The 26,200-nt window shown below is 66.6% G+C and carries 30 protein-coding genes; 9 read left to right on the forward strand and 21 right to left on the reverse strand.

Going from position 1 to position 26,200, the window contains the following annotated elements:
• Positions 1–511 (forward strand): RsmE family RNA methyltransferase (locus ACI3K3_RS16915; protein ID WP_404915731.1); only part of this gene is annotated, 511 nt, incomplete at its 5' end.
• Positions 512–623: 112 nt separating this feature from the next.
• Entirely contained in the window at positions 624–2,009 is a 1,386-nt protein-coding gene (locus ACI3K3_RS16920; RefSeq protein ID WP_404915733.1) for a glutamate--cysteine ligase, read from the forward strand.
• Positions 2,010–2,098: 89 nt separating this feature from the next.
• Here the strand turns inward: ACI3K3_RS16920 and ACI3K3_RS16925 are convergent, their stop codons facing one another.
• The 5 genes from ACI3K3_RS16925 to ACI3K3_RS16945 all read right to left on the reverse strand — a co-directional run bounded on the left by ACI3K3_RS16925 (position 2,099) and on the right by ACI3K3_RS16945 (position 7,965).
• Positions 2,099–3,451, reverse strand: a complete 1,353-nt coding sequence (locus ACI3K3_RS16925) for a methyltransferase family protein (protein WP_404915735.1) — start codon at positions 3,449–3,451, stop codon at positions 2,099–2,101.
• Between the two features lie 191 nt (positions 3,452–3,642).
• Positions 3,643–5,001 carry a PQQ-binding-like beta-propeller repeat protein gene (locus tag ACI3K3_RS16930; RefSeq protein WP_404915737.1) on the reverse strand — a complete coding sequence of 453 codons (1,359 nt, stop codon included), beginning with the start codon at positions 4,999–5,001 and terminating at the stop codon, positions 3,643–3,645.
• A 2-nt stretch (positions 5,002–5,003) separates the two neighbouring features.
• Complete coding sequence (locus ACI3K3_RS16935; RefSeq protein WP_404915739.1) at positions 5,004–5,795, reverse strand: tetratricopeptide repeat protein; 792 nt, start codon at positions 5,793–5,795, stop codon at positions 5,004–5,006.
• A 126-nt stretch (positions 5,796–5,921) separates the two neighbouring features.
• Positions 5,922–7,064 (reverse strand): glycosyltransferase, encoded by a 1,143-nt coding sequence (locus tag ACI3K3_RS16940; RefSeq protein WP_404915835.1) that lies wholly within the window; start codon positions 7,062–7,064, stop codon positions 5,922–5,924.
• 40 nt (positions 7,065–7,104) lie between these two features.
• Positions 7,105–7,965: an alpha/beta fold hydrolase gene (locus ACI3K3_RS16945; protein ID WP_404915837.1), complete on the reverse strand. Its 861-nt coding sequence runs from the start codon at positions 7,963–7,965 to the stop codon at positions 7,105–7,107.
• Positions 7,966–8,033: 68 nt separating this feature from the next.
• On the opposite strand from ACI3K3_RS16945, the gene ACI3K3_RS16950 reads away from it, so the two are divergent.
• Entirely contained in the window at positions 8,034–9,476 is a 1,443-nt protein-coding gene (locus tag ACI3K3_RS16950) for a protein adenylyltransferase SelO family protein (RefSeq protein ID WP_404915741.1), read from the forward strand.
• Positions 9,477–9,536: 60 nt separating this feature from the next.
• On the forward strand, positions 9,537–10,979 hold the full coding sequence (locus ACI3K3_RS16955; RefSeq protein WP_404915743.1) for a succinylglutamate-semialdehyde dehydrogenase: 1,443 nt from the start codon (positions 9,537–9,539) through the stop codon (positions 10,977–10,979).
• 114 nt (positions 10,980–11,093) lie between these two features.
• Here the strand turns inward: ACI3K3_RS16955 and ACI3K3_RS16960 are convergent, their stop codons facing one another.
• Complete coding sequence (locus tag ACI3K3_RS16960) at positions 11,094–11,816, reverse strand: hypothetical protein (RefSeq protein WP_404915745.1); 723 nt, start codon at positions 11,814–11,816, stop codon at positions 11,094–11,096.
• 283 nt (positions 11,817–12,099) lie between these two features.
• The gene (locus tag ACI3K3_RS16965; RefSeq protein ID WP_404915747.1) at positions 12,100–12,516 is read right to left on the reverse strand and encodes a glycine zipper 2TM domain-containing protein; all 417 of its coding nucleotides are present in this window, start codon (positions 12,514–12,516) and stop codon (positions 12,100–12,102) included.
• Positions 12,517–12,723: 207 nt separating this feature from the next.
• Between ACI3K3_RS16965 and rarD the strand changes: the two genes are divergently transcribed.
• Positions 12,724–13,623, forward strand: a complete 900-nt coding sequence (gene rarD / locus ACI3K3_RS16970; RefSeq protein WP_404915749.1) for an EamA family transporter RarD — start codon at positions 12,724–12,726, stop codon at positions 13,621–13,623.
• Positions 13,624–13,627: 4 nt separating this feature from the next.
• On the opposite strand, the gene ACI3K3_RS16975 is transcribed toward rarD, so the two are convergent.
• A complete protein-coding gene (locus ACI3K3_RS16975; RefSeq protein WP_404915751.1) occupies positions 13,628–14,227 on the reverse strand; it encodes an HPP family protein in 600 nt (199 codons plus the stop codon).
• A 291-nt stretch (positions 14,228–14,518) separates the two neighbouring features.
• Here ACI3K3_RS16975 and ACI3K3_RS16980 point away from each other — a divergent pair, with 291 nt between their 5' ends.
• Entirely contained in the window at positions 14,519–14,854 is a 336-nt protein-coding gene (locus ACI3K3_RS16980) for a hypothetical protein (RefSeq protein WP_404915753.1), read from the forward strand.
• A gap of 113 nt (positions 14,855–14,967) precedes the next feature.
• On the opposite strand, the gene ACI3K3_RS16985 is transcribed toward ACI3K3_RS16980, so the two are convergent.
• Together ACI3K3_RS16985 and ACI3K3_RS16990 are read right to left on the reverse strand one after the other, a co-directional pair.
• On the reverse strand, positions 14,968–15,546 hold the full coding sequence (locus ACI3K3_RS16985) for a nitroreductase family protein (protein WP_404915755.1): 579 nt from the start codon (positions 15,544–15,546) through the stop codon (positions 14,968–14,970).
• 41 nt (positions 15,547–15,587) lie between these two features.
• A complete protein-coding gene (locus tag ACI3K3_RS16990; protein ID WP_404915757.1) occupies positions 15,588–16,286 on the reverse strand; it encodes a pirin family protein in 699 nt (232 codons plus the stop codon).
• 128 nt (positions 16,287–16,414) lie between these two features.
• On the opposite strand from ACI3K3_RS16990, the gene ACI3K3_RS16995 reads away from it, so the two are divergent.
• A complete protein-coding gene (locus tag ACI3K3_RS16995; RefSeq protein ID WP_404915759.1) occupies positions 16,415–17,320 on the forward strand; it encodes a LysR family transcriptional regulator in 906 nt (301 codons plus the stop codon).
• A gap of 60 nt (positions 17,321–17,380) precedes the next feature.
• Positions 17,381–18,127 (forward strand): YgfZ/GcvT domain-containing protein, encoded by a 747-nt coding sequence (locus ACI3K3_RS17000; RefSeq protein ID WP_404915761.1) that lies wholly within the window; start codon positions 17,381–17,383, stop codon positions 18,125–18,127.
• Here the strand turns inward: ACI3K3_RS17000 and ACI3K3_RS17005 are convergent.
• The 4 genes from ACI3K3_RS17005 to rplU form a co-directional block, all read right to left on the reverse strand.
• The gene (locus ACI3K3_RS17005) at positions 18,118–18,672 is read right to left on the reverse strand and encodes a GNAT family N-acetyltransferase (protein ID WP_404915763.1); all 555 of its coding nucleotides are present in this window, start codon (positions 18,670–18,672) and stop codon (positions 18,118–18,120) included. The two genes, ACI3K3_RS17000 and ACI3K3_RS17005, sit on opposite strands and share 10 nt — an antisense overlap.
• A 199-nt stretch (positions 18,673–18,871) precedes the next feature.
• Entirely contained in the window at positions 18,872–19,459 is a 588-nt protein-coding gene (locus ACI3K3_RS17010; RefSeq protein WP_404915765.1) for a GNAT family N-acetyltransferase, read from the reverse strand.
• Positions 19,460–19,720: 261 nt separating this feature from the next.
• Entirely contained in the window at positions 19,721–19,990 is a 270-nt protein-coding gene (rpmA, locus tag ACI3K3_RS17015; RefSeq protein ID WP_313434120.1) for a 50S ribosomal protein L27, read from the reverse strand.
• A gap of 24 nt (positions 19,991–20,014) precedes the next feature.
• The gene (gene rplU, locus ACI3K3_RS17020; RefSeq protein WP_021233963.1) at positions 20,015–20,311 is read right to left on the reverse strand and encodes a 50S ribosomal protein L21; all 297 of its coding nucleotides are present in this window, start codon (positions 20,309–20,311) and stop codon (positions 20,015–20,017) included.
• Between the two features lie 270 nt (positions 20,312–20,581).
• On the opposite strand from rplU, the gene ACI3K3_RS17025 reads away from it, so the two are divergent.
• Entirely contained in the window at positions 20,582–21,106 is a 525-nt protein-coding gene (locus ACI3K3_RS17025; RefSeq protein ID WP_404915768.1) for a hypothetical protein, read from the forward strand.
• Positions 21,107–21,452: 346 nt separating this feature from the next.
• Here the strand turns inward: ACI3K3_RS17025 and ACI3K3_RS17030 are convergent, their stop codons facing one another.
• From ACI3K3_RS17030 to thrC, 7 genes are read right to left on the reverse strand one after another with little or no spacing between them, the layout of a single operon-like run.
• Complete coding sequence (locus tag ACI3K3_RS17030) at positions 21,453–21,899, reverse strand: molybdenum cofactor biosynthesis protein MoaE (protein ID WP_404915770.1); 447 nt, start codon at positions 21,897–21,899, stop codon at positions 21,453–21,455.
• Position 21,900: 1 nt separating this feature from the next.
• Complete coding sequence (locus tag ACI3K3_RS17035; protein ID WP_404915772.1) at positions 21,901–22,137, reverse strand: MoaD/ThiS family protein; 237 nt, start codon at positions 22,135–22,137, stop codon at positions 21,901–21,903.
• A 4-nt stretch (positions 22,138–22,141) separates the two neighbouring features.
• Positions 22,142–23,146: a GTP 3',8-cyclase MoaA gene (gene moaA / locus ACI3K3_RS17040; RefSeq protein ID WP_404915773.1), complete on the reverse strand. Its 1,005-nt coding sequence runs from the start codon at positions 23,144–23,146 to the stop codon at positions 22,142–22,144.
• Positions 23,143–23,481 carry a Rossmann fold domain-containing protein gene (locus ACI3K3_RS17045; protein WP_404915839.1) on the reverse strand — a complete coding sequence of 113 codons (339 nt, stop codon included), beginning with the start codon at positions 23,479–23,481 and terminating at the stop codon, positions 23,143–23,145. The genes moaA and ACI3K3_RS17045 overlap by 4 nt, the downstream gene beginning before the upstream one ends.
• A 2-nt stretch (positions 23,482–23,483) precedes the next feature.
• The gene (locus ACI3K3_RS17050) at positions 23,484–23,855 is read right to left on the reverse strand and encodes a dihydroneopterin aldolase (protein ID WP_404915775.1); all 372 of its coding nucleotides are present in this window, start codon (positions 23,853–23,855) and stop codon (positions 23,484–23,486) included.
• A gap of 10 nt (positions 23,856–23,865) precedes the next feature.
• A complete protein-coding gene (locus tag ACI3K3_RS17055) occupies positions 23,866–24,753 on the reverse strand; it encodes a class I SAM-dependent methyltransferase (RefSeq protein ID WP_404915777.1) in 888 nt (295 codons plus the stop codon).
• Complete coding sequence (thrC, locus tag ACI3K3_RS17060; protein WP_404915779.1) at positions 24,753–26,153, reverse strand: threonine synthase; 1,401 nt, start codon at positions 26,151–26,153, stop codon at positions 24,753–24,755. Before thrC ends, ACI3K3_RS17055 begins: the two co-directional genes overlap by 1 nt.
• Between the last annotated feature and the right edge of the window lie 47 nt (positions 26,154–26,200).

The following is a 26,200-nucleotide window of genomic DNA, read 5'->3' on the forward strand; positions in this document are numbered from 1 at the left end:
GCTGCGCGAGAAGGAGGCCGTTCCCGACTTCTGGCTCTGCGCGGCGCTGCTGAAGAAGCCGAACTTCGATCTCGTGCTGGAGAAGGCCACCGAACTCGGCGTCGCGAGGATCCAGCCTCTGGTGACGCGGCGCTGCGTGGCGGACAAGCTTAACCCGGAGCGGGCGCAGACGATCGTGACCGAGGCGGCAGAGCAATGCGCCCGCACCGCACTGCCGGAGCTGGCCGAGCCGGTGAAGCTGGAAGCGCTGCTGCGCGACTGGCCCGAAGACCGCACGCTGTTCTTCGCGGACGAGACCGGCGGCGCACCGGCGGCGGAACAGTTTGCGGCACATTCCGGACCGGCGGCCCTGCTGGTCGGCCCCGAAGGCGGTTTCGACGAAGGCGAACGCGCCCTGGTCCGCGCTCACCCGCAGGCCCGCGCGATCACGCTCGGCCCGCGTATCCTGCGCGGGGAGACGGCCAGCATCGGCGCGACAGCCTTGTGGATGGCCGTGGCGGGGGACTGGTGAAGCGCGGCAACCCGGCCCGCTGCGCGCGGAGATGCGCCACGTTGCCGGAAAACGAACCGCCCGGTACAAAAAGTTGTAGCGTCCGGACGCGGGCCGCACTACCTCCGCCGCCATGAGCACCCGTGAGGTTTCGGATCGCGAAGATCCGGTGATCGAAAGCCTGGACCAACTCGCCGCGCCGATGGCCGCGGGCGAAAAGCCGCGCGAGGCGTGGCGGATCGGTACCGAGCACGAGAAATTCGTCTACGACACCGCCGATCACCATGCCCCGTCTTATGGCGAGCAGGGCGGCATCCGCGACCTGCTGATGGCCCTGACCGAGTTCGGCTGGGAGCCTATCGTGGAAGGCGGCCCCAATGGCGGCAACGTCATCGCCATGAAGGGCAGCGACGGCACCGTCAGCCTGGAACCGGCGGGCCAGCTCGAGCTTTCCGGCGCGCCGCTGGAGAACCTGCACCAGACCTGCGCCGAAACCGGCCGGCACCTCGCCCAGGTGAAGACCATCGGCGACCGCATCGGCAAGGCCTTCCTCGGCCTCGGCATGTGGCCCGACAAGACTCGCGCCGAACTGCCGATCATGCCCAAGGGCCGCTACGACATCATGCTGCGCCACATGCCGCGCGTCGGCACGATGGGCCTCGACATGATGCTGCGCACCTGCACCATCCAGGTCAACCTCGACTATTCGAGCGAGGCGGACATGGTGAAGAAGTTCCGCACCTCGCTGGCGCTCCAGCCGCTGGCCACCGCGCTCTTCGCCAGTTCGCCCTTCACGGAAGGCAAGCCCAACGGCTTCCTCTCGTATCGCAGCCACATCTGGTCGGATACCGATCCGGCCCGCACCGGCATGCTGCCCTTCGTGTTCGAGGACGGCTTCGGGTACGAACGCTATGTCGACTACATGCTCGACGTGCCGATGTATTTCGTGTTCCGCGACGGCAAGTATATCGACGCCGCAGGCCATTCCTTCCGCGACTTCCTGAAGGGCGAGCTTGCCGTCCTTCCCGGCGAGAAGCCGCGCCTGTCGGACTGGACGGACCACCTTTCCACCGCCTTCCCGGAAGTGCGCCTGAAGTCCTTCCTCGAAATGCGCGGCGCCGACGGCGGGCCCTGGGGCCGCATCTGCGCCCTGCCGGCGTTCTGGGTGGGCCTGCTCTACGATCAGGCCGCGCTTGATGCCGCATGGGATCTGGTCAAGGACTGGGACATGGAAGGCCGCGAGGAACTGCGCAACGCCGTGCCCCGGCTGGCGCTGGATGCGCCCATTCCGGGCGGCGGCACCCTCCGCGACATCGCCGGCGAAGTGCTGAACATCTCGCGTTCCGGCCTGGCCGCGCGCAATCGCCTCAACGCCGGCGGCGACAACGAGACCGGCTACCTGGAACCGCTGGCCGAGATCGTCGCCACCGGCAAGGTTCCGGCGCAGCGCCTGCTCGACCTCTACAACGGCGAGTGGGGCGGCGACCTGTCGAAGGTCTATGCGCTGAAGAGCTTCTGAGTTTTCAGGGAGCGCACCGCGAATAACCGCGCGCAACGCCGACATTCCGAGGGTCTGGGGGATCATCCCCCAGGGCTTCCCTTATTCCCTTACTCCGCCGCCTGCGCCTCTCGCACGCCCGGCCGCAGCCTCTCGCCCAGCTTTCCCAAACTGCGCGTGATCAGGGCGTTCTCCGCCATCCACGCGTGATAGGCCCGGTACTTGGCGTCCTCCGCCAGCAGGTGCGCCTCCTCGGTTCGCGCGCGCCAGTAATAGATCGCGCTCACCACGCCGAGCAGCACGGTATTGCGCACCATGTCGGTCAGCGCGTGGCTGGATACGAGGAACGGCAACGTCGAGCACCACCAGAACAGGTTCTTCGACAGATAGGCCGGGTGCCGCGTGAAGCGGTAGGGGCCGTTGGTCAGCACGCCGCGATAGGTAAGGTTCGAGAACCGCAGCCCGAAAACAAAAGTCGCCCAGGCATAGATGGCCGTCAGCGCCACCAGCAGCCCGGCCCAGAGCCACAGCAGCCCGGCATGCCCCTGCATCCAGAAGCCCCATCCCGGCGTATTGACCTCATAGCCCAGCACGTCCGCGCGGCCCATGGTGCCCCAGACGAAGGGCGGATAGCACATCAGCGCCGCCACCCAGCCCGCCAGCAGCGGATTGCCGCTGCGGATATGGGCATCGAGCGGGCGGAAGGTGAAGATATAGCCAACTGTGCCGATCTGCACGTCGATCAGGAACAGCAGCGCGATCACCGTGGATGCCAGGGGCACCGGATCGCGCGCCATGGCCGCGAAGTTCGCCTCCACCACTTGCGCGAAGCCGCCCGGCAGGATCGAGATCATGAAGGCGCCGAAGAACGCCTTGATCGCCCAGGCCCGGCCGTGCTTCTTCACCGCCTCGACATCCCAGGCCTCCCGCCCGATCAGCAGCGCGCCGAAGTGCCAGGCCTGGTCGCGAGGCTCCACAAGCCTGCGATCGAGCCAGAGAACATAGGGAATCGACAGCAGGAAGACCGGCAGCGCCGCCGCTCCGATCACTTCCATGGCGAACAGGTACTGACCGTCCCAGTACCAGCGGCCGATGCAGTAGAACGCCCCGATCAGCGCCCAGGTGGCCCAGAGCCCCGCGAGCTTGGTGATCGACAGGTCCAGCGATTCGGCGAAGGGGCGGCGCAGGCTCCAGTCGATGCCGGTCGATGGACGACGGTGCACCTTGTCCACCACGACGGACCAAAGCGCCATGGCGCCCCCCGTCATGAAGAGCGTGGCGACGGCTGCGTAAGGGCCGCTCATGGGCGCATGGGGGCCGGGTAACGAGAGGACGTCCGCGATCGCGGCCCAGTTGCGGCAGAGCAGCAGCCAGAGAATCAGCGCCACAAGGCCGGACAGGCCCACGCCCGCCGATACGTCGCTTTCGGGCAGTTCTGCGGCGGAACGGGAAGCGTTGGTCATGGCGCCTGACCTAGCGCGAATTGGTTAAGAGCTGCGAAACACCGAACCATGCCGTCGTCCCGGACTTGATCCGGGACCGCTGGCCGAGCCGCGCCTCGCTCGCGAGGAAGCGCCTGAAGAACTGCCAGCGGTCCCGGATCGAGTCCGGGACGACGGAGTTCTTTTGACGAGGTTCTTTTGACAGGGTTCCTTTAACGATACGCGGTGATGCGGCCCGAATCATCCAGCACATAGAGCGTCTGGTTTGCCACGATCGGCGCCAGCGAGATCGGTTCCTTGAGTTCCACGACAGGCGTGAGCTTGCCGGTGGCCGGATCGACCGTGCCGAGTTCGCCGCGCGAGTTGCCGACCCACAGCTTGTTGCCTGCCAGCACCGGGCCGACCCAGAAGATCGGACCCTTGCGCTTCTTCTCGTTGTCGTAGCGCGCAAGCTGCGTCAGCCAACGAACCTTGCCGGTACCCCGCGCGATGGCGAGGATCTCGGCATGGTCGTCGAGCGTGAAGACCCAGTCCCCCACGACCGCCGGGGTCGAGATCCCGGCGAGGTTGAGTTCCCAGATCCGCTGGCCGGTGATCAGTTCGTAGGCCGCCATGCGACCGCCCTGGCCCAGCGCGTAGACGCGGCCCTGGTCGATGATGGGATCGGCGTCGACGTCGGTGAGGCTGCCCACCTCGGTCGAGATCGAGGTGCGGGCCAGCGCGTCCGACCAGACCTGGCGGCCGTTCTCGTAGCGGTAGGCCACCAGCTCGCCCGAGGAATAGCCAGCGATCACCGTGCCTTGCGCGGCAGCGGGGGCGGCGACGCCGAAGACCCCGGCCTGCGAGAGCGAGGCCGATTCGTTCCACAGTACGTTGCCGTCCGCCGCGTTCAGCGCGAAGATCTGGTTGTCCTGCGTCATGACGTAGACGGCGTTGAAACCGATCGTAGGCGAACCGCGCAGCGGGCCGCCCGGCTTCTTGGTCCAGAGCTGGCTACCGTCCGCCCCCTTGAGCGCCGCCACTTCGCCGAGGCCGGTGGTGACGTAGAGGTTGCCGCCGTCATAGCTGACGCCGCCGCCGAAGATCGAATTCTCGTTCTTGCCGGAAACCGAGAAGTTCTTGGTCCAGATTTGCGCGCCGCTCTTGGCGTCGAAGGCATGGACCACGCCTTCGGTGTCCATCACGAAGAGCTTGCCGTCAGCCACGACGGGCGAAGCGGCGAGGCGAGCGCGATTGGTCGAACCCGCGATCTGCGCGGTCCAGACCCGCGCCGGGTTGTCGGCCAGGGCGAGGTGTCCGTAGGACTTGGCGCCATTGCCGCCGGCCTGGGCCCAGGCATCGTTGCTCTGCTGCGGCGGCAGGATCACCGACACGGCTTCCAGCGTGGGATCGACCTTGGCGCCGCTTTCGATGCGCGAGAGGATCGGCACGCGTTCGCCCACGGTGGGCGTCTTCGGGCCCTTGCTGTTCGACTTGCAGCCGGAAAGGCCGGCGACCAGCGCCAGCGCGATCAGCGAAGCGACGCCGGCACGGCCACCTGCAAAGGCGAAATTGCGTTTAATCTCAACCATGTTCATTCTCCGGCGACAGGCGCGGCCTGCGCGCTGGCCTTCTTGTCCAGAGCCTCGCCGCGCTCATCCACCACGTCGTCGATCGCATCGACGCCCAGGACGGCGGCAAGCTGGCGGGCGCGGCTGCGCAGGCCCGGCTCCACTTGCTCGTCCTTGGCGATGGCGGCGAACAGCGGGCCGGCCTGGTCTTGCTTGTTCATCTTGATATAGGCCATGCCGACCATCTCGCCGGCTACGCCGAACCAGGGGTTGCCCGGTGCGGCATAAGGCTTGAGGCGGGAAACCACGTCTTCGGGTTTCATGCCATCGAAGTTCGCGGCGACACTGCGCACAGCGGCCAGATCGCGCAGCGGCTGCGGCGCCTTGGCGTCGCCCGCCACTTCGTCATAGAGCTTCACCGCGTCAGGCACGCGCTTCTGTTCGACGGCGATGCCGGCCAGCATCAGCTTGGCCGAAGCCGGGCTGCCGCCGGTGCCCTTGGCCAGGCCTTCCAGCTTGCCCTTGGCGGCATCGAGATTGCCGGCCTTCATGCTGTCGATCGCCTGGACGTAAGTCTCGGCATCGGCGTTGCGCTGTTCGTTCTGACGGTGGTTCCAGTAGAGCCAGCCGCCGAAGGCCGCCAGCGCCAGAACCACGGCCGCGATCACGGGCTTGCCGTAGCGGGTGAAGAAGCCTTCCATCTGGTCCTGCCGCAGGGCGTCGTCCACTTCGCGCAGGAAAACATCCTGCTGCGCGGCGAGTCGCTCGGCGGACTTGGGATTGGTCGGCGTGCTGTTGGAAGGAGGCAGGGCCAAGTTTCGGGCGCTTTCTGCGGAAAAATCAGGATGGTTGCCGGGCTGTTTAGCGAATGGCCACGGCTTTTCAACGGGGATGATCGCTGCACCCCACGCCGTGAAGCCTTGCTGAATGATGTCACGGTGTCAAATCAGGCGCTCCCGCCCGAGCGCCCGGCCATATGTCGTATCATAGGCGCGGAGCATTTCGGCTTCGTCATAGTGGTTTCGTGCCTGGGCGCGGTTGGCGGCACCAAGGCGCGCGCGCAGGGCATCGTCGGCCGCCAGCCGGGCAAGCGTGGCGGCCAGCGCCGCCTCGTCGCCCGGCGGGGTGATGAGGGCGCGGTTTTCCACGGATACCATGCTTGCCACGTCCCCCACGGCGGGCGAAGCGATCGGCAAGGCGGATGCCATCGCCTCCACCACGGAGATCGGAAACTGCTCGCTGTCGGACGAGAGCGCGAAAACATCGAAAAGCCCGACCGCATGAGAGGGCTCGGCAACGAAGCCCGGCAGATGGACGCGGTCCGCCACGCCGCTGCGCGCAGCCTCGGCGGCGATGGCGTCGCGCTCCGGCCCTTCCCCCAGGATCACCAGCCGCCAGGAATCAGGCAGACTTGCGAGGCGCAGGGCCGCGAAGGCACGGACCAGACGCGGGAGGTTCTTGACCGGCCTCAGCCCCGCCAGCGTGCCGACCCAGCGCTCTCCGGGTTGCTTGACCAGGCCCGGCAGCATGTCGGGCCGGGGCCTGTCGAGGTAGGCGCTGCAATCGATGCCATTGGTGATGAGCCGCACCCGCTCGCGCGGCTGGCGCCACGCCGTGAGGGCAATCTCCTCCAGCCGCTGCGAGGGCACCACAAGTGCCGAGGCCCGCCTGAGCGCGATTCGCCGGAAGCGGTTGCGGCCCGGCTTGAGGCCCATCGCCTCGTCCTCGTTGAAGCCGTCCTCGTGGTGGACGAGCGGCGGCAGGCCCAGCAGTCCACCGAACAGGCCATGGGCCATGACCGCGTCCATCGCCCCCCAGTTATAGGTGAGCACAAGGTCGAAGTCGGCCATGGCCTGGGCGATGCGCCACAGGCGGCCCGGCGTGGGGCGCCCCTGCAGGCCGGGAAAGTCTTCGGGAAATTCGACCGGCACCCGCGGATCGAGCCGAACGGCGGCGCCGTGGGCGCCGGGCTGGGCGGAAACCACGGCATGGGCGATGCGCGGGCCGAACAGGTTCATCAGACGCACGGCGCGCAGTTCCTTGCCGCCCGCCGCGAAGCTCGAATGAAGGTGGAGAATGCGCATGCCGGTTTCGATCAGGCCGTTTTGGATCAGGACGGCCGGATCAGGCGGCTTGGGCCAGCAGCCGCTCGATCGCGGCGACGGCTTCGGGCTCATCCAGCGTCGGCGCGTGCCCGACCCCGTCCAGCGTCACCGCCTCGGCACCGGGAAGGCGGCGCAACATCTTCTCCAGCGTGGCGGCGGACAGCAGGTCGGAAAGGGCGCCGCGCAATACCAGTACCGGCCGCCCGGCAAGCGCTTCCCAGGCGGGCCAGAGATCGGGCTGGTCGTCCACATCATAGCCCAGGAACGGCTCCGCGATCTTCATGTCGTAGTCGAAGACCACGCGTCCCGAGTTCGAAAGCGTCATCAGCCGCTTGGCCCGGCCGATCCAGAAGTCCAGCGGCTGGCCGGGATGCGCGTCACCCTGCGCATCCTCCAGCGCCCGCGCGGCGTGGACCCAGGTGGGATAGCTGCGCCCCTGCCCGACATAGTCCTTGATCCGCCCCACGCCCTCCGGTTCAAGGAACGGCCCGACATCGTTGATGACGGCCGCGACGATCCGGTCCGGGATCATCGTCGCCAGCCCCATCGTCATCAGCCCACCCAAGGAGGTGCCGATGGCGATGAACCGGTCGATCTTCTCCTGATCCAGCAGTTCCAGCAGGTCTTCGCCATACTGGACAGGGTTGTAGCTGGCGGAATCGCGCGCATATTCGCTATCCCCGCGCCCGCGCATGTCGGGGCAGATCACCCGCCATCGCGGAGAGAGGCGCTCGGCCAGAACGTCGAAATCGCGCGCGTTGCGGGTCAGGCCATGGAGGCAGACGATGGGCGGCCGTTGCTCGGCTTCCCCCGGATAATCGCGAAAGTGCAGCTTCAGCCCATCCCGGCTCGACCAGAACCGATCCTCGAATACCGTCATGCCGAAGCTGCGACCTCTATCTTGCGGCCCGGCTTGATCGACGGGCATCGGATCGCCACTATCGCCTGATGCGAAGCGAACCGCAAGCAAGTGCCTACCGCCCTGCCCCCCGTATCGAGGCGATCGCCGACTGGATCGCCAGTCCGGTGTCGCCAGCCGATTTCCCGAGCCATATCCTGCGCTTCCGCAACGACCGCTGGGCGGCGACGGTCGGCCTGGACGGGCTGGACGACGCGAGCTGGATCACCCATTTCGGACGCTTCGAGCCGCTGCCGGACAACTTGCCCCGGCCGCTCGCCCTGCGCTATCACGGGCACCAGTTTCGCAACTACAACCCCAATATCGGCGACGGTCGCGGCTTCCTCCATGCGCAGATGCTGGACGGCGAGGACCGCGTGCTCGATCTCGGCACCAAGGGTTCGGGCCAGACGCCCTACAGCCGCGACGGCGACGGCAGGCTGACGCTGAAAGGCGCGGTTCGCGAGATTCTCGCCACCGAAATGCTGGAAGCGCTTGGCGTCTATACCAGCAAGACGTTCTCGGTGATCGAAACGGGCGAGGAACTCTGGCGCGGCGACGAGCCTTCGCCGACCCGCTCGGCAGCGATGGTGCGCCTCAGCCACGGCCATATCCGGATCGGCACCTTCCAGCGCCTGCTCGCGCTGGAGGAGCGCGATCACATGCAGGCGCTCGTGGCCTATTGCCTGGAAACCTTCCCCGGCAACCTGCCCCCGGAAGACGCGCCGGGCCGCGACGAACCCGCCGTGATTCTGCTGCACCAGGTGGTCGAGCGCATGGCCGATCTCGCGGCGAGCTGGATGGTGGCCGGTTTCGTCCACGGCGTGCTCAATACCGACAACATGAACATCTCGGGCGAGAGCTTCGACTACGGGCCATGGCGCTGGCTGCCGCGCTGGGATCCGCGCTTCACCGCCGCCTATTTCGACCATTCCGGCCTCTATGCCTTCGGCCGCCAGCCGGAAGCAGTACTGTGGAACTGCGGCCAGCTGGCCATCGCCCTCAGCACCCTGTCGACCACCGAGCCGCTGGTGGCCGCGCTCGACCGGTTCGCGCCGCTTTACCAGCAGGCGATGAGCCGCCGCTTCGCCTGGCGCCTCGGCGTGACGTCGCAAGGGCTGGAGCGGGACAATGCGCTGATCCAAGCCGCCGAGCAGGCCATGCTCGCCAGCGGCGAAGCGCCCGAGCGGTTCTTCTTCAACCATCGCGGCGGACGAAATGCCGGAGACGGGCGATTCGGCGAACTGCTGTCCGCTTACGAACCCGCTGCGGAAACCACCGATCCGTTCTGGCGACAGGACGCACCGCCAAGCACGCTGATCGACGAGGTAGAGCGCATCTGGGGCGCGATCGACCAGCACGACGACTGGTCCGCCCTCCATGCCCGCGTCGCGGAAATCCGCGAGCTTGGACGCCAGCTCGGGCCTGCTCCCGTGCCCGCCGGTCATGTCTCGATTCGGGACACGGATTTGCGCCCGTTAGCTTCCCGGTAGGAATACCTGTGCGAAGCGGGACTTCCAGCAAGTCACCCAGCCGATGGACGAACGATCTTCATGGCCGCCACAGCCAGCGCATACGATAGCAACCGGCCAGCACCCGATATCGTCTCATACGAGCCGGCCACGGGCGTGGAGATCTGGCGCGGCAAGGCCTGCGACGTGGACGAGGTAGTGAGCCGTGCCCGCCGAGCCTGGCCCACCTGGGCCGCGCAGCCGCTCGCGACTCGCATCGAACTGCTGCGCCGCTTCGCCAACGAAGTGCGCAAGGATGCCGACAAGCTCTCCGCCACGATCGCCCGCGAAGTGGGCAAACCCATGTGGGAAGCCCGCGCCGAAGTCGAAAGCGTCGTCGCCAAGGTAGAGCTGTCCATCCGCGCCTATGCCGAGCGGACCAGCCAGCGGAAGCTCGATTCGGCGCTTCAGGGCGCGATGGCCGTGCGCCACAAACCCCACGGCGTGCTCGTCGTGCTCGGGCCGTTCAATCTGCCGGCACACCTGCCGAACGCCCATATCGTGCCGGCCCTCCTCGCGGGCAACGCCGTGATCTTCAAGCCGAGCGAGAAAGCACCCGCCACCGGCGAGATGCTGGCGCGCTGCTTCCACCGGGCGGGCATTTCCGCTGCCGTCATGCAATTCGCACCGGGCGGGCCGCCGGAAGGGCAGGCGTTCGTGGCGCATGACGGGATCGACGGTGTGCTGTTCACCGGCTCAGCCAGCACCGGTATCTCGATCAACCGCCGCCTCGCCGCCCGGCCCGACAAGCTGGTGGCGCTGGAGATGGGCGGCAACAATCCCATCGTCCTGTGGGACACGCCCAAGATGACCGACGCCGCCGCGCTGATCGTCCAGTCCGCCTTCGCCTCGGCCGGACAGCGCTGCACCGCAGCGCGACGGCTGATCGTGAAGAGCGCCCTTTATGACGAAGCCGTTTCGCAGGTTAAGGCGCTGGCGGATCGCCTGATCGTGGGCGCGCCGTTCGACGAACCGGCTCCGTTCATGGGCCCGGTGATCGACGGCACGGCGGCCGACGGGCTGACCGAAAGCTTCCTCTACCTGCTGAGCAACGGCGGCCGTGCCATCAAGCATCTGGTGCGCAAGGACGATTCTCTCCCCTTCCTCAGTCCGGCGATCATCGACACTACGGCGATGGCCGACCGCCCCGACGTGGAGCTGTTCGGCCCCATTCTCCAGGTGATCCGCGTCGACGATTTCGACGAGGCTATTGCCGAGGCGAACAATACGCGCTTCGGCCTGGCCGCCTCGCTGGTCGGGGGCTCACCGCAGGACTACAACCGCTTCTGGGCCAATACCCGCGCCGGGATCGTCAACTGGAACCGCGCGACCACCGGCCCGAGCCATGCCGCACCGATGGGTGGCATCGGGCTTTCCGGTAATCACCACCCGAGCGGCTACTACGCGGCGGATTACTGCGCCTACCCGGTCGCTTCCGGCGAACTGGAGCAGCCACGCGCAGCGATTGGAGTGGGTCTGAGGTAGGCCGTCGTCCCGGACTTGATCCGGGACCGCTGGCCGAGCCGCGCCTCGCTCGCCGGGAAGCGCCTAAAGAACCGCCAGCGGTCCCGGATCAAGTCCGGGACGACGCGTCCTCGATCACCCGCCGCTGGTCACCAGATCCACCTCGGTCACGCCGCTGGCCAGCTTGCGGGCATAGACCACATAGGCCCGCCCGGCCTTGCTTCCGCCGACTACGTATTCACCGCCGTCGATGCGATATTCGGCTCCGTAACCGCCGCGCTGCGCTGCCGAGTAATAGAAGCCGGCGACATCCTCCGGTGACACCGCCGTGCCGAAATTGACGACGCGCAGCGAGCAGCCCCCGGCATCGGTGCCTGCCGCTTCATGAACGGCGGCGCGGGGATAGACGGGAACGGCGGCCGGCAGCTTCGCGGCCCAACCTTCCGAGAACGCCGCCTTCGCCGCGCAATCGGTCTTGGCAACGCGCGACTGCTCCGAAGTTCGCGCGGCGAGCGCCACTGCCTCCGCGAGGGCGGAAGCACCGCCCTTCCGGGCTGTCGGGAGAGGCAGAAGCTCGCCGCCGACCGCATCGGCCGCAGACTTGCGGGCCGCCGCAAGGGCTTGCGGCGTTCGCGCCGCAGCCGGTAGGGTTATCGGAGCTTCGGTCGTTGCCCCCGCCTCGGCCTGGCCTGCGACCTTTTCCGGATCGACCACAATGCGATCGCCCAGCGCCTCGGTGAGTGCGGGATCGGTGGTGCCCTCTTGCGGTTTCTTTTCCGCGCTGCACCCGGCCAGGGCCAGGCCCAAAATCGGTATCGGGATCAGGAAATAGCGTCCAGCCGCGTTCGAAGCCGACATCGTTGCATCCTCGTCTCGCCGGGGCCGGCCTTTTCAAGATCGGCGCCGCGCATCATTCCATGCAGCGAACGTTCCCGCTAAACGGCGGAATTTCAAGGGCTAGGTCATAGCAAAAGAGGCGCACGTCCCATTACGGGATGACGTGCAGGACGCAGTCGAGGGCGCCGCAGCACAAGCCGCGAACGCCCTCTCCCACCCGTCCCCCAGGGAATTTCGTCCAAGGGAAGACCGGGAGGTCTCCCCCGCAAGTCGCCGTCCTTGCGGGGAAGCCAGTCTCTAAGCCTTAGCGGCAGCGCGATCCGCCGCGATCCACTTCGCGGCCGAGCAGGGCGCCGGCAGCGGCGCCGAGGACCGTACCGGTGGTACGCTCGCCGCGGGTGTCGATGGCGCGGCCCGCCAGGGCACCTGCCGCACCGCCCAGCAGCAGGCCGGTGGTGCCGCTGCCACGACGGCAGTCGTAGCCACGGCCGCGGTAGCCCCGGTCACCGCGATAGTAACGGTCGCGGTTGCCGTAGCCCCGGCGACGGTCTTCGCGGGAATAGCGTTCGCGCCAGTGGCCGTTGTCCTGTTCGCCGGGCGCTTCGAAAGTGCCCTGCGAATAAGCGATCGGGGCGGCGCTGACGGCAGCCGAAGCGGGAAGAGCGGTTGCCAGGCCGGCGGCTGCGGCAGCGAGGGCGGTTGCCTTGAAAAATGCGTTCATCTCAAATCTCCTCGTCATTGCCGGGGAGGGGGCCGTCTGAGGCTCGATCCGCGGTACGCATTCAGCTTTAGGGCAGCGAACCTGAACGGACCGCAACGCGGCTGTCAGAATTCCGGATATCGACGAGCCGAAACCCGTGTTGCGACGAACTGCTTGCCGAACCGGCATTTCGCCACCTATCGGGGCGGATCAGTTGCGAGATCGTCCATGAAGCACCAGTCCCCTCCCCGCTCCGGCGGCCTTGCCCAGGCATTCGGCGCCTATTTCATCTGGTGCCTCTTCCCGCTCTATTTCGCGGCATTACATACGGTTTCGCCGTTCGAGGTGGTCGCATGGCGATTGCTGTTCACCCTGCCGTTCTGCCTGATCATGGTCGCCGTGCTGCGCCAGGGCGGGCAACTGTGCGCGGCCTTGGGGAATCCGCGACTCCTGGCGGCGCTGGCCCTGAGCGGCGTGCTGATCGGCACGAACTGGCTGGTCTATGTCATTGCCGTGATGGAAGGCCATGTGCTGGCAGCCAGCCTGGGCTACTACATCAACCCGCTGGTCAATGTACTTGCCGGCACGATCTTCCTGCGGGAACGGCTGACGCGCCTGCAATGGATCGCGGTGGCCCTGGCGGCGATCGGCGTGGCCATGCTGGCCTGGGGCGCGATCGATACCTTGTGGATCAGCATGGGCCTGGCGCTGAGCTTCGCCGGCTACGGTCTGGTGCGAAAGCTCACGCCGGTCGAATCGCTGCCGGGCCTGACCGTGGAGACGCTTGTCCTGCTGATCCCCGCGCTGGCGCTGCTGGGCTGGCAGGGATCGAGCGCTGCCGGGCTGGCCATGGGCGATTCGCTTGCCAACAGCCTGCTGCTGGCCTGCGCCGGCATCGTCACCGGCATTCCGCTGCTGCTCTTCGCCGGCGCGGCGCGCAAGCTGGACTTCTCCCTGCTGGGCTTCATCCAGTTCGTCACGCCTACCGGGGTGTTCCTGATGGGGCTCTTCGTGTTCGGAGAACCGCTCAAGCCGGTGCAGGTGGTCTGCTTCCTGTTCATCTGGACGGCGATCGCGGTGTTCTGCTGGGATCTGCTGTCCCGCAGGCGCAGACCCGCGACTAACTGAAGACTCAGGCTTTCCGGCCCCGCTTCAGCAGGGCCTGCACGAAGGCATCGAGATCGTCCACGTCGACGTCCAGCACCTCGTCCCATTCGGCCAGCAAGGTTTCGATATCCTCGCGCGAGTAAGGGTCGGGCGCCTTGTGCTGCACTTTCGGCGCATGATGAGGCCAGGGGTGCCCGGTGAGGTTGTTGTAGAGCCAGCCGACCTGGAACAGGAAGATCAGGTTCAACGCCAGCGGCACCAGGTAGCCGATGCCCCAGTGCTGCTCGCCCGTGGCGCCCAGCGCATAGAGCAGCGCGCAGGCCCCTCCGGGCGGGTGCAGGCTGCGCGTAAGCGACATGGCGGCGATCGCCAGCCCCACTCCGGTGGAAGCCGCCAGCCAGGGGTTGCCCAGCAGATGCCCCATCGACAGGCCGACGATGGCAGAGATCATGTTGCCGCCGATCACCGACCAGGGCTGTGCCAGCGGACTGGCGGGAACGCAGAACACCAGCACGGCGGACGCGCCCAGCGGCGCCACCAGGAACGGGAGCGTCGACAGCCCCCCCATCTCCACGCCCTTCATCTCCAGCAGCATCGTCACGCCGCCAGCGAGTGCGATACCCAATAGGCCGCCAAAAGCGCCGCGAATCCAACCCAGGTGTCCCGTTGCGCCAAAGCCCGCCGCGAGAGCGCCGCTTCGTTTCCTCAACCATCCAGCCGCCACCGGCCCCGACCTCCTCGAACATGATCCACGAACGGGGCGCCTATGGACGAGTCTTGCCAGGATGACGAGGCGAGTCGTGCTTGGGCCGCCGATAGCCGAAATGTAATCGGTTGCGCGGCGAGCCGGCGCTGCGTTTGCCGCAAATCGGCCACGATCGGATGTTTGCCTTCGCGCTTCCGATGGAGCCCGCTCATGCCCGCGACCGATGCCGAACCGCCCTTCGCTTCCGAACAGACCTTGAGCGCCTTCGACCTCAGGCAGATGCGCAGCCCGCCGGGTGTCGACTTCAGTGTCGTCCGCCCTCGCTGCACGGGCGGCGGTCCGGGCGAAATCGTCGTCTGCGCGCCTGATCCGGACAAGGAGCGCATACGCCCGCTTCCCCATGAATACGAGATGCCCAGCGCCGTGCCGCGCTTGGAGATGAAGCTGGACGAGAACACCACCGCAGACGTGCAACTGCAATCGCAGGCCTTCCCCAACGGCACGGTCAGCAACCGGCTGATGGTGGGCGTGAAGCGCAAGTTCTGAAATGAAAAAGCCCGGTCCGCCCAAGGGAAAAGGCGAACCGGGCCATAAGGCGTTCCGGCGACAGGGAGGGGGAAGGGTCCGGAACGCCCGATTTCGTCAGGCGCCCAATCTCGTCAGGCGAACACGCCCGCCTTGGCGATTTCCGCCACCGGCTTGCGGTTGGAGGCGACCTCGCGCTCCTGCAGGAACTCGGGAAGCTGGCTCTTGTCGCCCATGCGGCCGATGGCAAAGGCGGCTTCGAGGCGATGATCGGCCGGAATGCCGAGGGCCTTTTCAGCCTCGCCGAACTTCAGCCCGGTCATGCCGTGGGTGTGGTAGCCAAGGGCCTGCGCCTGGAGCGCGGCCAGAGCCCATGCCGCACCGGCATCGAAGCTATGGCTGTGATTGTCCGAATTGCCCTTTTCCGAGCGCATCTGGCTATCGGAAACGACGTAGACGATCGCCGAAGCGTCCTTGGCCCAGCTCTGGTTGAACTCGATCAGCTGCGAGAGCAGCAGGTCCCAGTTGGCATCGCCCTTCTTCGCGTAGAGGAAGGTCCAGGGCTGCACGTTATAGGCCGAAGGCGCCCAGCCGGCTGCCTCGAAGATCACCTCGAGGTCTTCCTGCGGAATCTCGGTGCCGTCGAAAGCGCGCGGCGACCAGCGATCGACGATCAGCTTTTCGACCTTGGGATGGGCAGTACGTCCGGTCATGTCGATTTCCTTGGTTGATGAGATGTCGGGAGAGAGAGATTTCAGGCCGCGTCCACGAGGACGAGTTCGGCGTCCTCGATGGCGGTTACGGTCACGGTGTCGAGCCCGGTGATCGCCACGCCGTCGCGCGGCTGCGCTTCGACATCGCCCACCCGGATGCGGCCCTTTGCGGAAACCAGATAGAGATGGCGCCCCCGGTCGGTTTCATAAGCAACCGTATCGCCCGCCTTCACCGTGGCGCCCAGCACGCGGGCGTCGGCGTGGATCGGCAGGGCGTCCTCGTCACCGGCCATGCCGCTGGCGAGGGTCACGAAGCGACCGGCGCGATCGTCCCGGGGGAACGGCCGGGCGCCCCAGCCCGGAGCCTCGCCGCGATGATCGGGCAGGATCCAGATCTGGAACAGCGTGGTGGCTTCGTCCTCCAGGTTGAATTCGGAATGGACGATGCCGGTGCCCGCACTCATCACCTGCACGTCGCCGGCGCCGGTCCGGCCCTTGTTGCCGAGGCTGTCCTGGTGGGTGATCGCACCGGTGCGGACGTAAGTGATGATCTCCATGTCGCGATGCGGATGCGACGGAAAACCCGAGCGCGGCCCGATGGTGTCGTCGTTCCACACCCGCAACCGGCCCCAGTTGGTGCGGGCCGGATCGTGATAATCGGCGAAGGAGAAGTGGTGATGGGCATCGAGCCAGCCATGGTCGGCGGCTCCGAGGCTGGCGAAGGGACGGACTTCGATCATGTGGCCCTCCTGGGTCAAATCTTGTGGCCGCACTGTGCGGATTGCTTGCCCTCCATCTAGCTCTTGCGAGGCCTCCGGATAATTGGGATAAAATAGATCGAAATGTTCAACTAAGCTGAAGGGTTATCGTGGCTGACATTGCGCCGCCCAGCCTCGACCATGTTCGCACCTTCCTCTGCGTGGTGGAGGAAGGCAGCTTCGGCGGCGCATCGCGCAAGCTGGGTCGGGCGATTTCCGTCGTGAGCTATGCCATCGCACAACTCGAAGCCCAGCTCGACGTCCGGCTCTTCGAACGCGAAGGATCGCGCAAACCGCGCCTCACCGAGCAGGGCCGCGCACTCCTGAGCGAGGCGCACGCAATCGCCGACGATGTCGACGCCCTCCTCGCGAAAGTCCGCAGCTTGCGCCAGGGCCTGGAGGCCGAGCTTTCGTTGGCGGTGGACGTCATGGTGCCGGGCAATGTGCTGGCCCGGCTGCTGCGCGATTTCCAGGCGATGTACCCCAGCGTCTCGCTGCGCCTTCACGTCGAGGCGCTCGGCGCGGTAGCAGCGCTCGTGCTGGATCGACGCGCCACGCTAGCAATCGCCGGGCCCGACATTCTCGATCTGCCTGAAATCCAGCGCGAAACGGTGGGTTCGGTGGAGATGGTCCCGGTCGCCGCGCCCGGCCACCCTCTCGCCGTGCCCGGCCCCATCCCGCCTGGCGAGGCGCGCAAGCACCTGCAACTGGTACTGACCGACCGCTCGCCGCTGACCGAAGGCCGCGACTTCTCGGTATTCAGCCCGCGTTCCTGGCGGCTGGCCGACCTCGGCGCCAAGCACGCGCTGCTCAAGGAGGGGATCGGCTGGGGCTCGATGCCGCGCCACCGCATCGCCGCCGATCTTGCCAACGGGGAGCTGGTGGAACTGCGCCTGCCCGAACGTCCGACCATCGATTATGCGCTCGTCGCCCTATGGCGCAAGGACAGCCCGCCCGGCCCCGCCGCCGTCTGGGTACTGGACGAGATTCGCGATCGCCTCGCCCGCTGCACCTGAAGGGATGAGCTTGCCAATCGGACACTTGCGTAGGCCCCGGCGCTGCCCCACTTATCGGCCATGACTGCAAGCCGCCTGTTCGACCGCGCCGTTATCCGGCTTTCCCCCCGCCCTGATTCGAACGAAGACGTCGCCGCGTTCCTGCAAGGGCTCGTCACCGCCGACGTGCAGGGCGTGCTGCCCGCCTGGGCCGCGCTGCTTTCCCCGCAGGGCAAGGCGCTGTTCGACTTCATCGTCTGGCCGGGCGGCAAGAGTATCCTGATCGACTGCGAGGCAGATGCCGCCGATGCCCTAGTCAAGCGTCTGTCGATGTATCGCCTGCGCCGCGCCATCGACATCGCCCGCGACGATTCGCTGGCAGTGCATTGGCGGCCCCACACCGGAGACGGCGCCGCGCCGGACCCTCGCCATCACGGTCTGGGCGAACGCTGGATCGCGCCGATCGATTCCACCGATCCGTCGGAAGCCGAAGGCGTGGACGCGGCGTGGCGGGCCCATCGCCTGGCCATGGGCGTTCCCGAAGGTCGCGCCGAACTGGGCGATGGCGAGACGCTCTGGCTGGAGTGCAACGCGGTCGAGCTGAACGGCGTCAGCTTCACCAAGGGCTGCTACGTCGGGCAGGAAAACACGGCGCGCATGAACTGGCGGCAGAAGGTCAACCGCCGCCTGATCGTCGTGCCGCTGGCCCGATCGGACGAAAAGCGGCAGCGCGCGGCCTATCCCGAGCTTGGCTTCGCCATCGACCATCTGCGCGTGGACGACATCGATCCGATGCTCGCGCCCAAATGGCTCGACCTTCAGGGCTGAAGCGACAGGTCCCGCGCCGCATACTGGAACGGCTTGGCTTCGAGATTGGCGACATAGATCCGCGCTCGCACCGGCATGCCGCGCCCCTGGCTGAAACGCTCGCGCTCGGTGCCGCTGTCAGCAAAGCCGGTTTCCTCCAGCACGTTGCGCGTAGCCGGATTGTCCGCGAACTGGCTCGCGACCACGCGCCGATGCCCCAGCGTTCGCGCCTGCGCCAGAACCGCCCGCACCGCCTCGCGTGCGAAGCCCCGCCCGCGATGCGACGGCGCGATCCAGTAGCCCAGCTCCACGTCGTCCTCGATTCGGCCAAGGCCGATGCCGCCCACCAGCTTGGGGCCGCCGGGGGTCCGCAGGTACATGAAGAAGTGGGGCAGGCGCGGATCGCGCGGTCTAGTCAGATAATCGCGCATGGCATGGGTGGAACGCGGCAGTTCGCCCACGCCCAGGTTACGCTGTACCGCCTCGTCGGAAATCGCATCGACAAGCTCGTCGATATCTTCCGGCCAGCCGGGCCTCAGGAACAGTCTCTCCGTGCGGACGAACATGGAATCGTTCTCCGTTTTATTATTTTTGCGCTCCATACTATGCACAAAGCCAGTTGCTTTGCACGGCTTTTGCTGTGTCGGGGGCAGGTTTCGGGCTCGCCAGATACGGCGCCTTTCGCAAGCATCGCTCACGGACGAAAATCGCTCGTTTTCAAGGGAGAAGCTGCACCATCCCCGCACGACGGGCAGGGACGAGGGATCAGGCCGCGCGTCGGGAGGCGAGGTTCTGCGTGCCGCCGAGGCGGGTCTTGGGGAAATCGTCGTCGCAATTGACCGGCGAATCGAGGTCCACCGCGTACTCATGCGACAGGCAGCTTGCGCCGCGACCTTCGCTGAACCGCTCCGTTACCAGGCCGGTCGGACGGAAGCCGTTCTTCTCCAGGACGCGACCCGAAGCCGGGTTGTCGGCGAAATGGCTGGCGACGATCCGCTTGTGGCCGATCGCGCGCGCCAGCGAGAGAACCGCGCGTACGGCTTCGCTGGCGAAACCCTGCCCCCATTGGTCGCGGGCGATCCAATAGCCGAGGTTCGTCTGGCCTTCGAGAACCGACAGGCCGATGCAGCCGATGATCCGCGTCCCGTGCGCGCCGGGCTGGGTGATGAGGAAGCGCGGCAGCATCATGTCCTGCGGCGCGTCGAGGAAGCGCCGGGCATCTTCGCCGGTATAGGGCCAGGGCGCGCGCGTCAGGTTGCGCACGACGCTTTCATCGGCGATCAGGCCCAGAAGTTCATCCTGGTCTTCGGGCCAGCCGGGCCGCAGAAACAGCCGCTCGCTGCGAACGAACATAGAGTATCTCCACTCATCCGCCCCGCGCTTTCCATACGATTTGCGCGTGACATTGCGATTACGCACAACGTCCGAAGAGCCTGAAATATCCCTGTAAATTCGTAACGAATTGTACGGGTTAGTCGCTCGTCGAGACGGTTGCGCCGTGCGGGAAGGAGACACGAAAAGAGGGAGACGGGCTGGCCCCTCTCCCTCGTTCAGCCGACCCGTGAAGATCGGCGGGACCATCCCGTCGGGATGGCCCTTTTATCGACCATCCGATTATTCGGCGGCTTCTGCCATGGCATCTACCGACACGTACTTACGGCCGAGTTTGCCATCGTGGAAACGCACGCGACCTTCGGCAAGCGCGAACAAGGTGTGATCCTTGCCGATGCCGACGTTCACGCCCGGATACACGCGGGTGCCGCGCTGACGGATGATGATGTTGCCGCCGATCACTTCCTGACCGCCGAACTTCTTGACGCCAAGGCGGCGGCCCGCAGAGTCGCGACCGTTGCGCGACGAACCGCCTGCTTTCTTATGTGCCATTGCTCAGTCCTTCCGATCTTTGGCTCAGGCGACGGACACGATGCGCAGCAGGGTCATCTGCTGGCGGTGGCCGTTCTTGCGACGATAGTTGTGGCGGCGGCGCTTCTTGAACACCACGACCTTTTCGCTCTTGGCCTGAGCGATGATCTCGGCCGAAACCGTGATCTTCGAGGCATCGGCGACTTCGCCTTCGTTGCCGGCGAGCAGAACGTCGCCCAGCGTGATGGTCTCACCGGCTTCACCAGCCAGCTTTTCAACCGCGATCTTGTCTCCGGCGGCAACCCGGTATTGCTTGCCGCCCGTGCGCACAACTGCGAACATGGTGCCCTTACCTAATATCAATGAGCCCTAAACAGGCCGAAACAACTCTGCCCCGGCCGCTCTGGTCCAGGAAGGAACCGTGGAGCCTTGCGGGCGACGCGCCGGCATTCTCGTTTTCACGAGGTACCGGAAAGAAGGGTGCCGTTAGTCCAGCGGCCGATTCGTGTCAACCAAGGAGTGACGCGGTTCTGCCACGAAACCCAATTACGAACGTTCCGGCTTCGGCCGATTGACGCTCGCGATTGGACGGTGACGTGCTATGGCACGGGCATGATCCGCGCAAAAGCCCGTTTCCTCACGCTGCTCCTGCCCGTTGGCCTTGCGGCCTGCTCCACGGCCGGCAGCTACCCCTCCCTCGCCTATCGCGACGTCGAGCGCAGTGCGATGCCCGCCGCAGCGGAACCGCAACCCGTCCCCGTGCCGATGCCTCCGCCGACCGCCGACCTTTCCACCCGAATCGATGGACTGGTGGCCGTGGCGCGCGATGCGGACAAGCAGTTCGCCGGGAAACGGCCCGCAGCGGAGCGCGCCGTCTCCACCGCGGCCGGTGCATCGCGGACAAGCGATTCGTGGATTTCCGCGCAAGTGGCCGTGGCCGCGCTCCAGGCCAGCCGCGACAGGGCCGTGGCGGCGCTGGCCGACCTCGATTCGCTCTATGCCGATGCCCGTCAGTCCGAACCGGTGGAAGAATCGCCCAGCGCACTCGCCATCGATACGGCGCGCAGCCAGGTGCAGGGGCTGGTCAATACGCAGAACGACGTTGTCACCGCGCTGGATGCCCGCCTGAAGTCCTGATGCGAAAAACCCCTCCCCGGTCGGGGAGGGGTTCTCCAAGCGGACGGATCGCGCCTGAAAGCCCCCCGGCCCAGGTCATCGATCAGGAGGCGAACGCCCCAGGCGGCGAGCGACGGCGAACACCGGCCCTCATCCCAAGGATCAGCACGGGAAGCACGAGGGCCTGCATGGTCTCCCCGCCTGTCACCGGCCCTCCGCTCGAAGATTCGATCCGCTTCGCATGAAACTGCCCCGATACGCGCGGCGGGATCGCTATCTTCTGCGACACCCATGAGCCGAACATGCGCGAGAAGGATTTGACGCCGGTCAAAAATCGCCGCCGACAGGTCGAAATTTGTTCCGGGATTCACGCCCAGCGCGCGAGATCCTCGATGTCCTGATCGCGCGGTTCGATCCAGCGCCATGCACCAGCCACTTTCTCGCGCTTCCAGAACCACGATTCGCTCTTGAGATGGTCCATCGCGAAGTCGGCCGCCGCGAAGGCGTCGCGGCGGTGGCGCGCGGCGGCCGCTACGAAAACGATGGGTTCGCCCGGCAGCATCGTGCCGCTGCGGTGGATCACGATCAGTCCGTCCAGCGACCAACGCCCCGTGACCCGCCCTGCAAGTTGCTGCATGGCCGGCCATGTCAGCGGCTCGTAATGCCGCAGTTCCAGCGCTTCCACGCCCCCTCCCGCACGAACCTGGCCGAGGAAGCTGACGATGCCGCCCGCTCCCGGCAGACCGGCGGTGAAGCTGCGCAGGATTTCCGCCGGATCGAACGGTTCGGCAAGAAGGCGGACATCGGCGCTCATCTCAGCCGCCTGAAACGGGAGGCAGGAAAGCCACTTCGTCACCGTCGTGCAGAGCCGCATCGCCCTGCACCAGCGCACCGTTCACGGCATGGCGGATGCGCGGTCCTTCAAGCGCCTGGGCAAGCTCCGCCTCGAGCGCCCCGACGACCGCCGCCAGCGAAGGCGCGAAAGGAACCTCCCGGCTGGCACTGCCGGCGATATCCTCCAGCCGCCCCAGGAACACGAGTTGCAAAGCCATCCCGTCAGCCGCCGGTCATCGACATGTGCCGCGATAGCGCCGGCTGCTCGCCGCGCCGGTCGATGGCGAAATGATGGCGCTCGGGCTTGATCCGCATTGCGGTATCGAGCGCGGCATCGAGAGCTGTCGCGGGGTTCTCGCTGCGCAGTGCCGCGCGCAGATCCACCTTTTCGTTCCCGCCGAGGCAGGCGTAAAGCTGGCCGGTGGCGGTTACGCGCAGGCGATTGCAGCCCTCGCAGAAGTTCTGGGTGAGCGGGGTGATCAGCCCCAGCCTGCCGCCCGTCTCCGCCACGTCGAAATAGCGCGCGGGGCCGCCGGTACGGTGCGTGCTGGGGTCAAGCGTCCAGCGCCGTTCCAGATCGGCGCGAACGTCCGAAAGCGGCAGGTAATGATCGAAGCGGTCTTCCTCCACTTCACCCAGCGGCATCACCTCGATCAGCGTGACATCGAAGCCCTGGCCATGCGCCCAGCCGACGAGTTCCGGAATCTCCGCCTGGTTGAGGTCTTTCAGCGCCACCGTGTTCAGCTTCACCCGAAGCCCGGCCGCCTTTGCCGCCGCCAGGCCTTCCAGCACCTGCGGCAGCGAATCGCGCCGGGTCAGTTTGTGAAACATCGCGCGATCGAGCGTATCGAGGGAGACGTTGATGCGCCGTACCCCTGCCGCGACGAGGGCTTCGGCGAATTCGGCCAGACGCGTGCCGTTGGTGGTAAGGGTCAGTTCTTCCAGGCCATCGCCCAGCTTGCGGCCCAGGGCATGGACCAGTTCGATCATGTCGCGCCGAACCAGCGGCTCTCCACCAGTGAGGCGCAGCTTGGTCACGCCTCGGGCGATGAAGCCCAGCGACAGATCGTGAAGTTCGTCGAGCGTGAGCACGTCCTTGCGCGGCAGGAAGGTCATGCGCTCGGGCATGCAATAGGCGCAGCGCAAGTCGCAGCGATCGGTCACCGACAGCCGCAGGTAGGTGATGCGGCGGCGGAACTGGTCCACGAGAGGCGAAGCGGTGCTCATTGCTGCGGGGATACTACGCTCCCCGCACCGGTTTCATCAAGGCCAAGGTACTGCCCGGTGATGCCTTCGGCCTGCGCCAGCCATTCCGCCGCTGCCACGAGGGCTTCTTCCCGTGAGCCGGCCACGGCGTTGACCCGCGCGGGAGCGTGATGGCGGGCCAGTTCCTGCACTGCCGCCAGCCGCCAGCCACGATGGCCGTGCCCGGCGGGTGCGAACACGAGCGTAAGGTGCGCCCGCCCCGCAAGCGCGCCGCGAATCTCGGGCAGGACTTCGGCATGAAACTGCGCGGCGGCATCGAGCGGGCTTTCCGCAAGCGGGCCGACGCGCAGGATCACGCTCAACGGCGCTGCCGGGTGAGCGTAATGCCGATCTTCTCACCCGCTTCGGCAATGGCGAGCTTGACGATCTTCACCGTCACCGCCGTGATCCGCGCGTCCTGGAGGAACAGCGTCTCGCAGACGTGATCGGCCACGGCCTCGATCAGCTTGAAATGGACGCCGCGGGGCAGCGCTTCGCTGGCCGCGAACTTGAGGTCCATGTAGTTCTTGCTCTCGGTCAGCGGCGTATCGGGCGTGTAGCGCTCGATCGGCCTCATCGAAACCTGGATGGTGAAGCGCAGCGGCTGCGGCTTGCCGGTCTCTTCCGAGTAGATCCCGGTGAGAACGTCGTGTTCGAAATCGGCGACTTCGAGAAGGAGCGAATCGGTCATGGAGCGCGCCTTAGCCGTTATTGCGCCAGCGCGCGAAGATTGCCGTCGGCAGGAGGCGGCCTTCTGCGTCTTCGCGGACGGAAAGGTCGCCGTGCTCGATCGTGCCGGGCAGATCGCGGAACAGCTCTTCCATCAGGCCGGCCAGCGCCAGCGAGGACATGCGCACGGCATAGACGGTGAGAAACAGGAACTTGCTGTCGCCGTCCAGAAGCTGGCGGCAATCGGCGAGCAGGCCGGGGAGGTTTTCCTCCAGGCGCCAGGTCTCGCCGGTAGGGCCGCGGCCGAACTTGGGCGGATCGAGGATGATGCCGTCATAGCGCTTGCCGCGGCGCACTTCGCGCGCGGCGAACTTGGCGGCATCGTCGATCAGCCAGCGGACCGGGCGATCCTCCAGCCCCGCCAGTGCCGCATTCTCGCGCGCCTGGCCGACCGATTTCTTCGAGGCATCGACATGCGTAACCGGGCCATGCGCCGAGAGTGCCAACGTGCCGACGCCGGTATAGCCGAACAGGTTCAGCGTATTGGCATAGTCGCGGCCCGCGAGCATCTCGCGCATCCAGTCCCACACCGGCGCCATGTCCGGGAAGAAGCCGAGATGGCGGAACGGCGTGCACTGCGCGGTGAAGCTGACCTCGTTCCACGCCAGCGGCCAGCCATCGCGCGGCACCGGCTTGTCGAATAGCCACCTGCCGCCGCCGTCCTCGTCGGATCCGGGCACGAATTCACCGTGCGCATCCCAGTTTTCGAGGCGCGGGGTCCACATCGCCTGCGGTTCGGGACGCACGAAGCGGTAATCGCCGTAGCGCTCCAGCTTGCGGCCGTGGCCCGAATCGACAAGGCCGTAATCGTCCCAGCCCTCTCCGGCGAGGATGACGGGCTGGGTTTCCAGGCGTGCCATCAGATCTTCGGGCTCGCGTGCTCGGCCACGAAAGCGGCGATCGAATCGTAGTCGCCGGTCAGGTCGACACACTTCTCTTCGCGTTCGAACAGGTCGCCGACGCGTGCGGGCAGACCCGAGCGCTGGCCGGTGGCACGTTCTACGGCGTCCGGGAACTTGGCGGGATGCGCGGTGGCCAGCGTGACGACCGGGATGCTCGCGTCGATACCGGCAGTGCGGGCCGCGAAGAGGCCGCAGGCGGTGTGCGGATCGATCAGTTCGCCGCAGTTCTCCCAAGCCCAGCGGATGGCCTGCGACATCTCGTCGGCGTCGGTGCGGGCGGATGAGAACAACGCGGCGGCGCCTTCACGCTGCGCATTGGTCAGTTGCATGGCCTTGCTGGCTTCGAACCCGGCCATCTGCTCGGCCAGTGCCTTGCCGTCGCGGCCACCCAGGTCGAACAGCAGGCGTTCGAAGTTCGACGAGACCTGAATGTCCATCGAGGGCGCGGCGGTCGGCGTGACGGTGCCCTGCGAATAGTCGCCATCGGCCAGCGCGCGGTGGAGGATGTCGTTCACATTGGTGGCGACGATCAGCTTCTCGACCGGAAGGCCCATCTGCGCGGCGACATAGCCCGCGAAGACGTCGCCGAAGTTCCCGGTCGGCACCGAGAAGGCGACCTTGCGGTGCGGCGCGCCCAGTTGGAGCGCGGCGGCGAAGTAGTAGACGACCTGGGCCATCAGGCGCGCCCAGTTGATCGAGTTCACGGCGCCGATGGCGAAGCGATCGGTCATCGCCTTGTCGTTGAACATGCGCTTCACGGTGGCCTGCGCGTCGTCGAACGAACCGTCGATGGCAATGTTGTGAACGTTGGGCGCCAGCACCGTGGTCATCTGGCGGCGCTGCACGTCGGACACGCGGCCCTTGGGGTGCAGCATGAAGATATCGACCTTGGCGCGCCCGGCCACCGCATCGATCGCGGCCGAGCCGGTGTCGCCGGAGGTCGCGCCGACGATCGTCAGGTTGCGTTCCGAGCGGCCGAGGAATTCCTCGAACAGCAGACCCAACAGTTGCAGCGCCACGTCCTTGAAGGCCAGCGTCGGACCGTGGAACAGTTCCAGCACCCACTGCTGTTCGTCCAGCTGCTTCAGCGGCGTCACCGCCTTGTGCGCGAAACGGCCGTAGGCCTGGGTGGTCAGTTCCAGCAGGCGGTCATAGGTCAGGCTGCCCTCGACGAAGGGGAACATGATCTTCGCCGCGAGTTCGGCATAAGGCAGGCCCGCCAGGGCGGCGATCTCTTCTGCCGAAAAGCGCGGCCACTCACGCGGCACATAGAGGCCGCCGTCCGAAGCAAGTCCGGCGAGCGTGGCGCCTTCGAAATCGAGCGCCGGTGCGCTGCCGCGGGTGCTGATATAGTCCATGGAGGCGCGGTTAGCCGCAGGGGCGCGAAATGAAAAGCCTGTCGTTG

Source organism: Novosphingobium sp. ZW T3_23 (assembly GCF_044987305.1).
In the GTDB taxonomy this organism is placed as follows: domain Bacteria; phylum Pseudomonadota; class Alphaproteobacteria; order Sphingomonadales; family Sphingomonadaceae; genus Novosphingobium.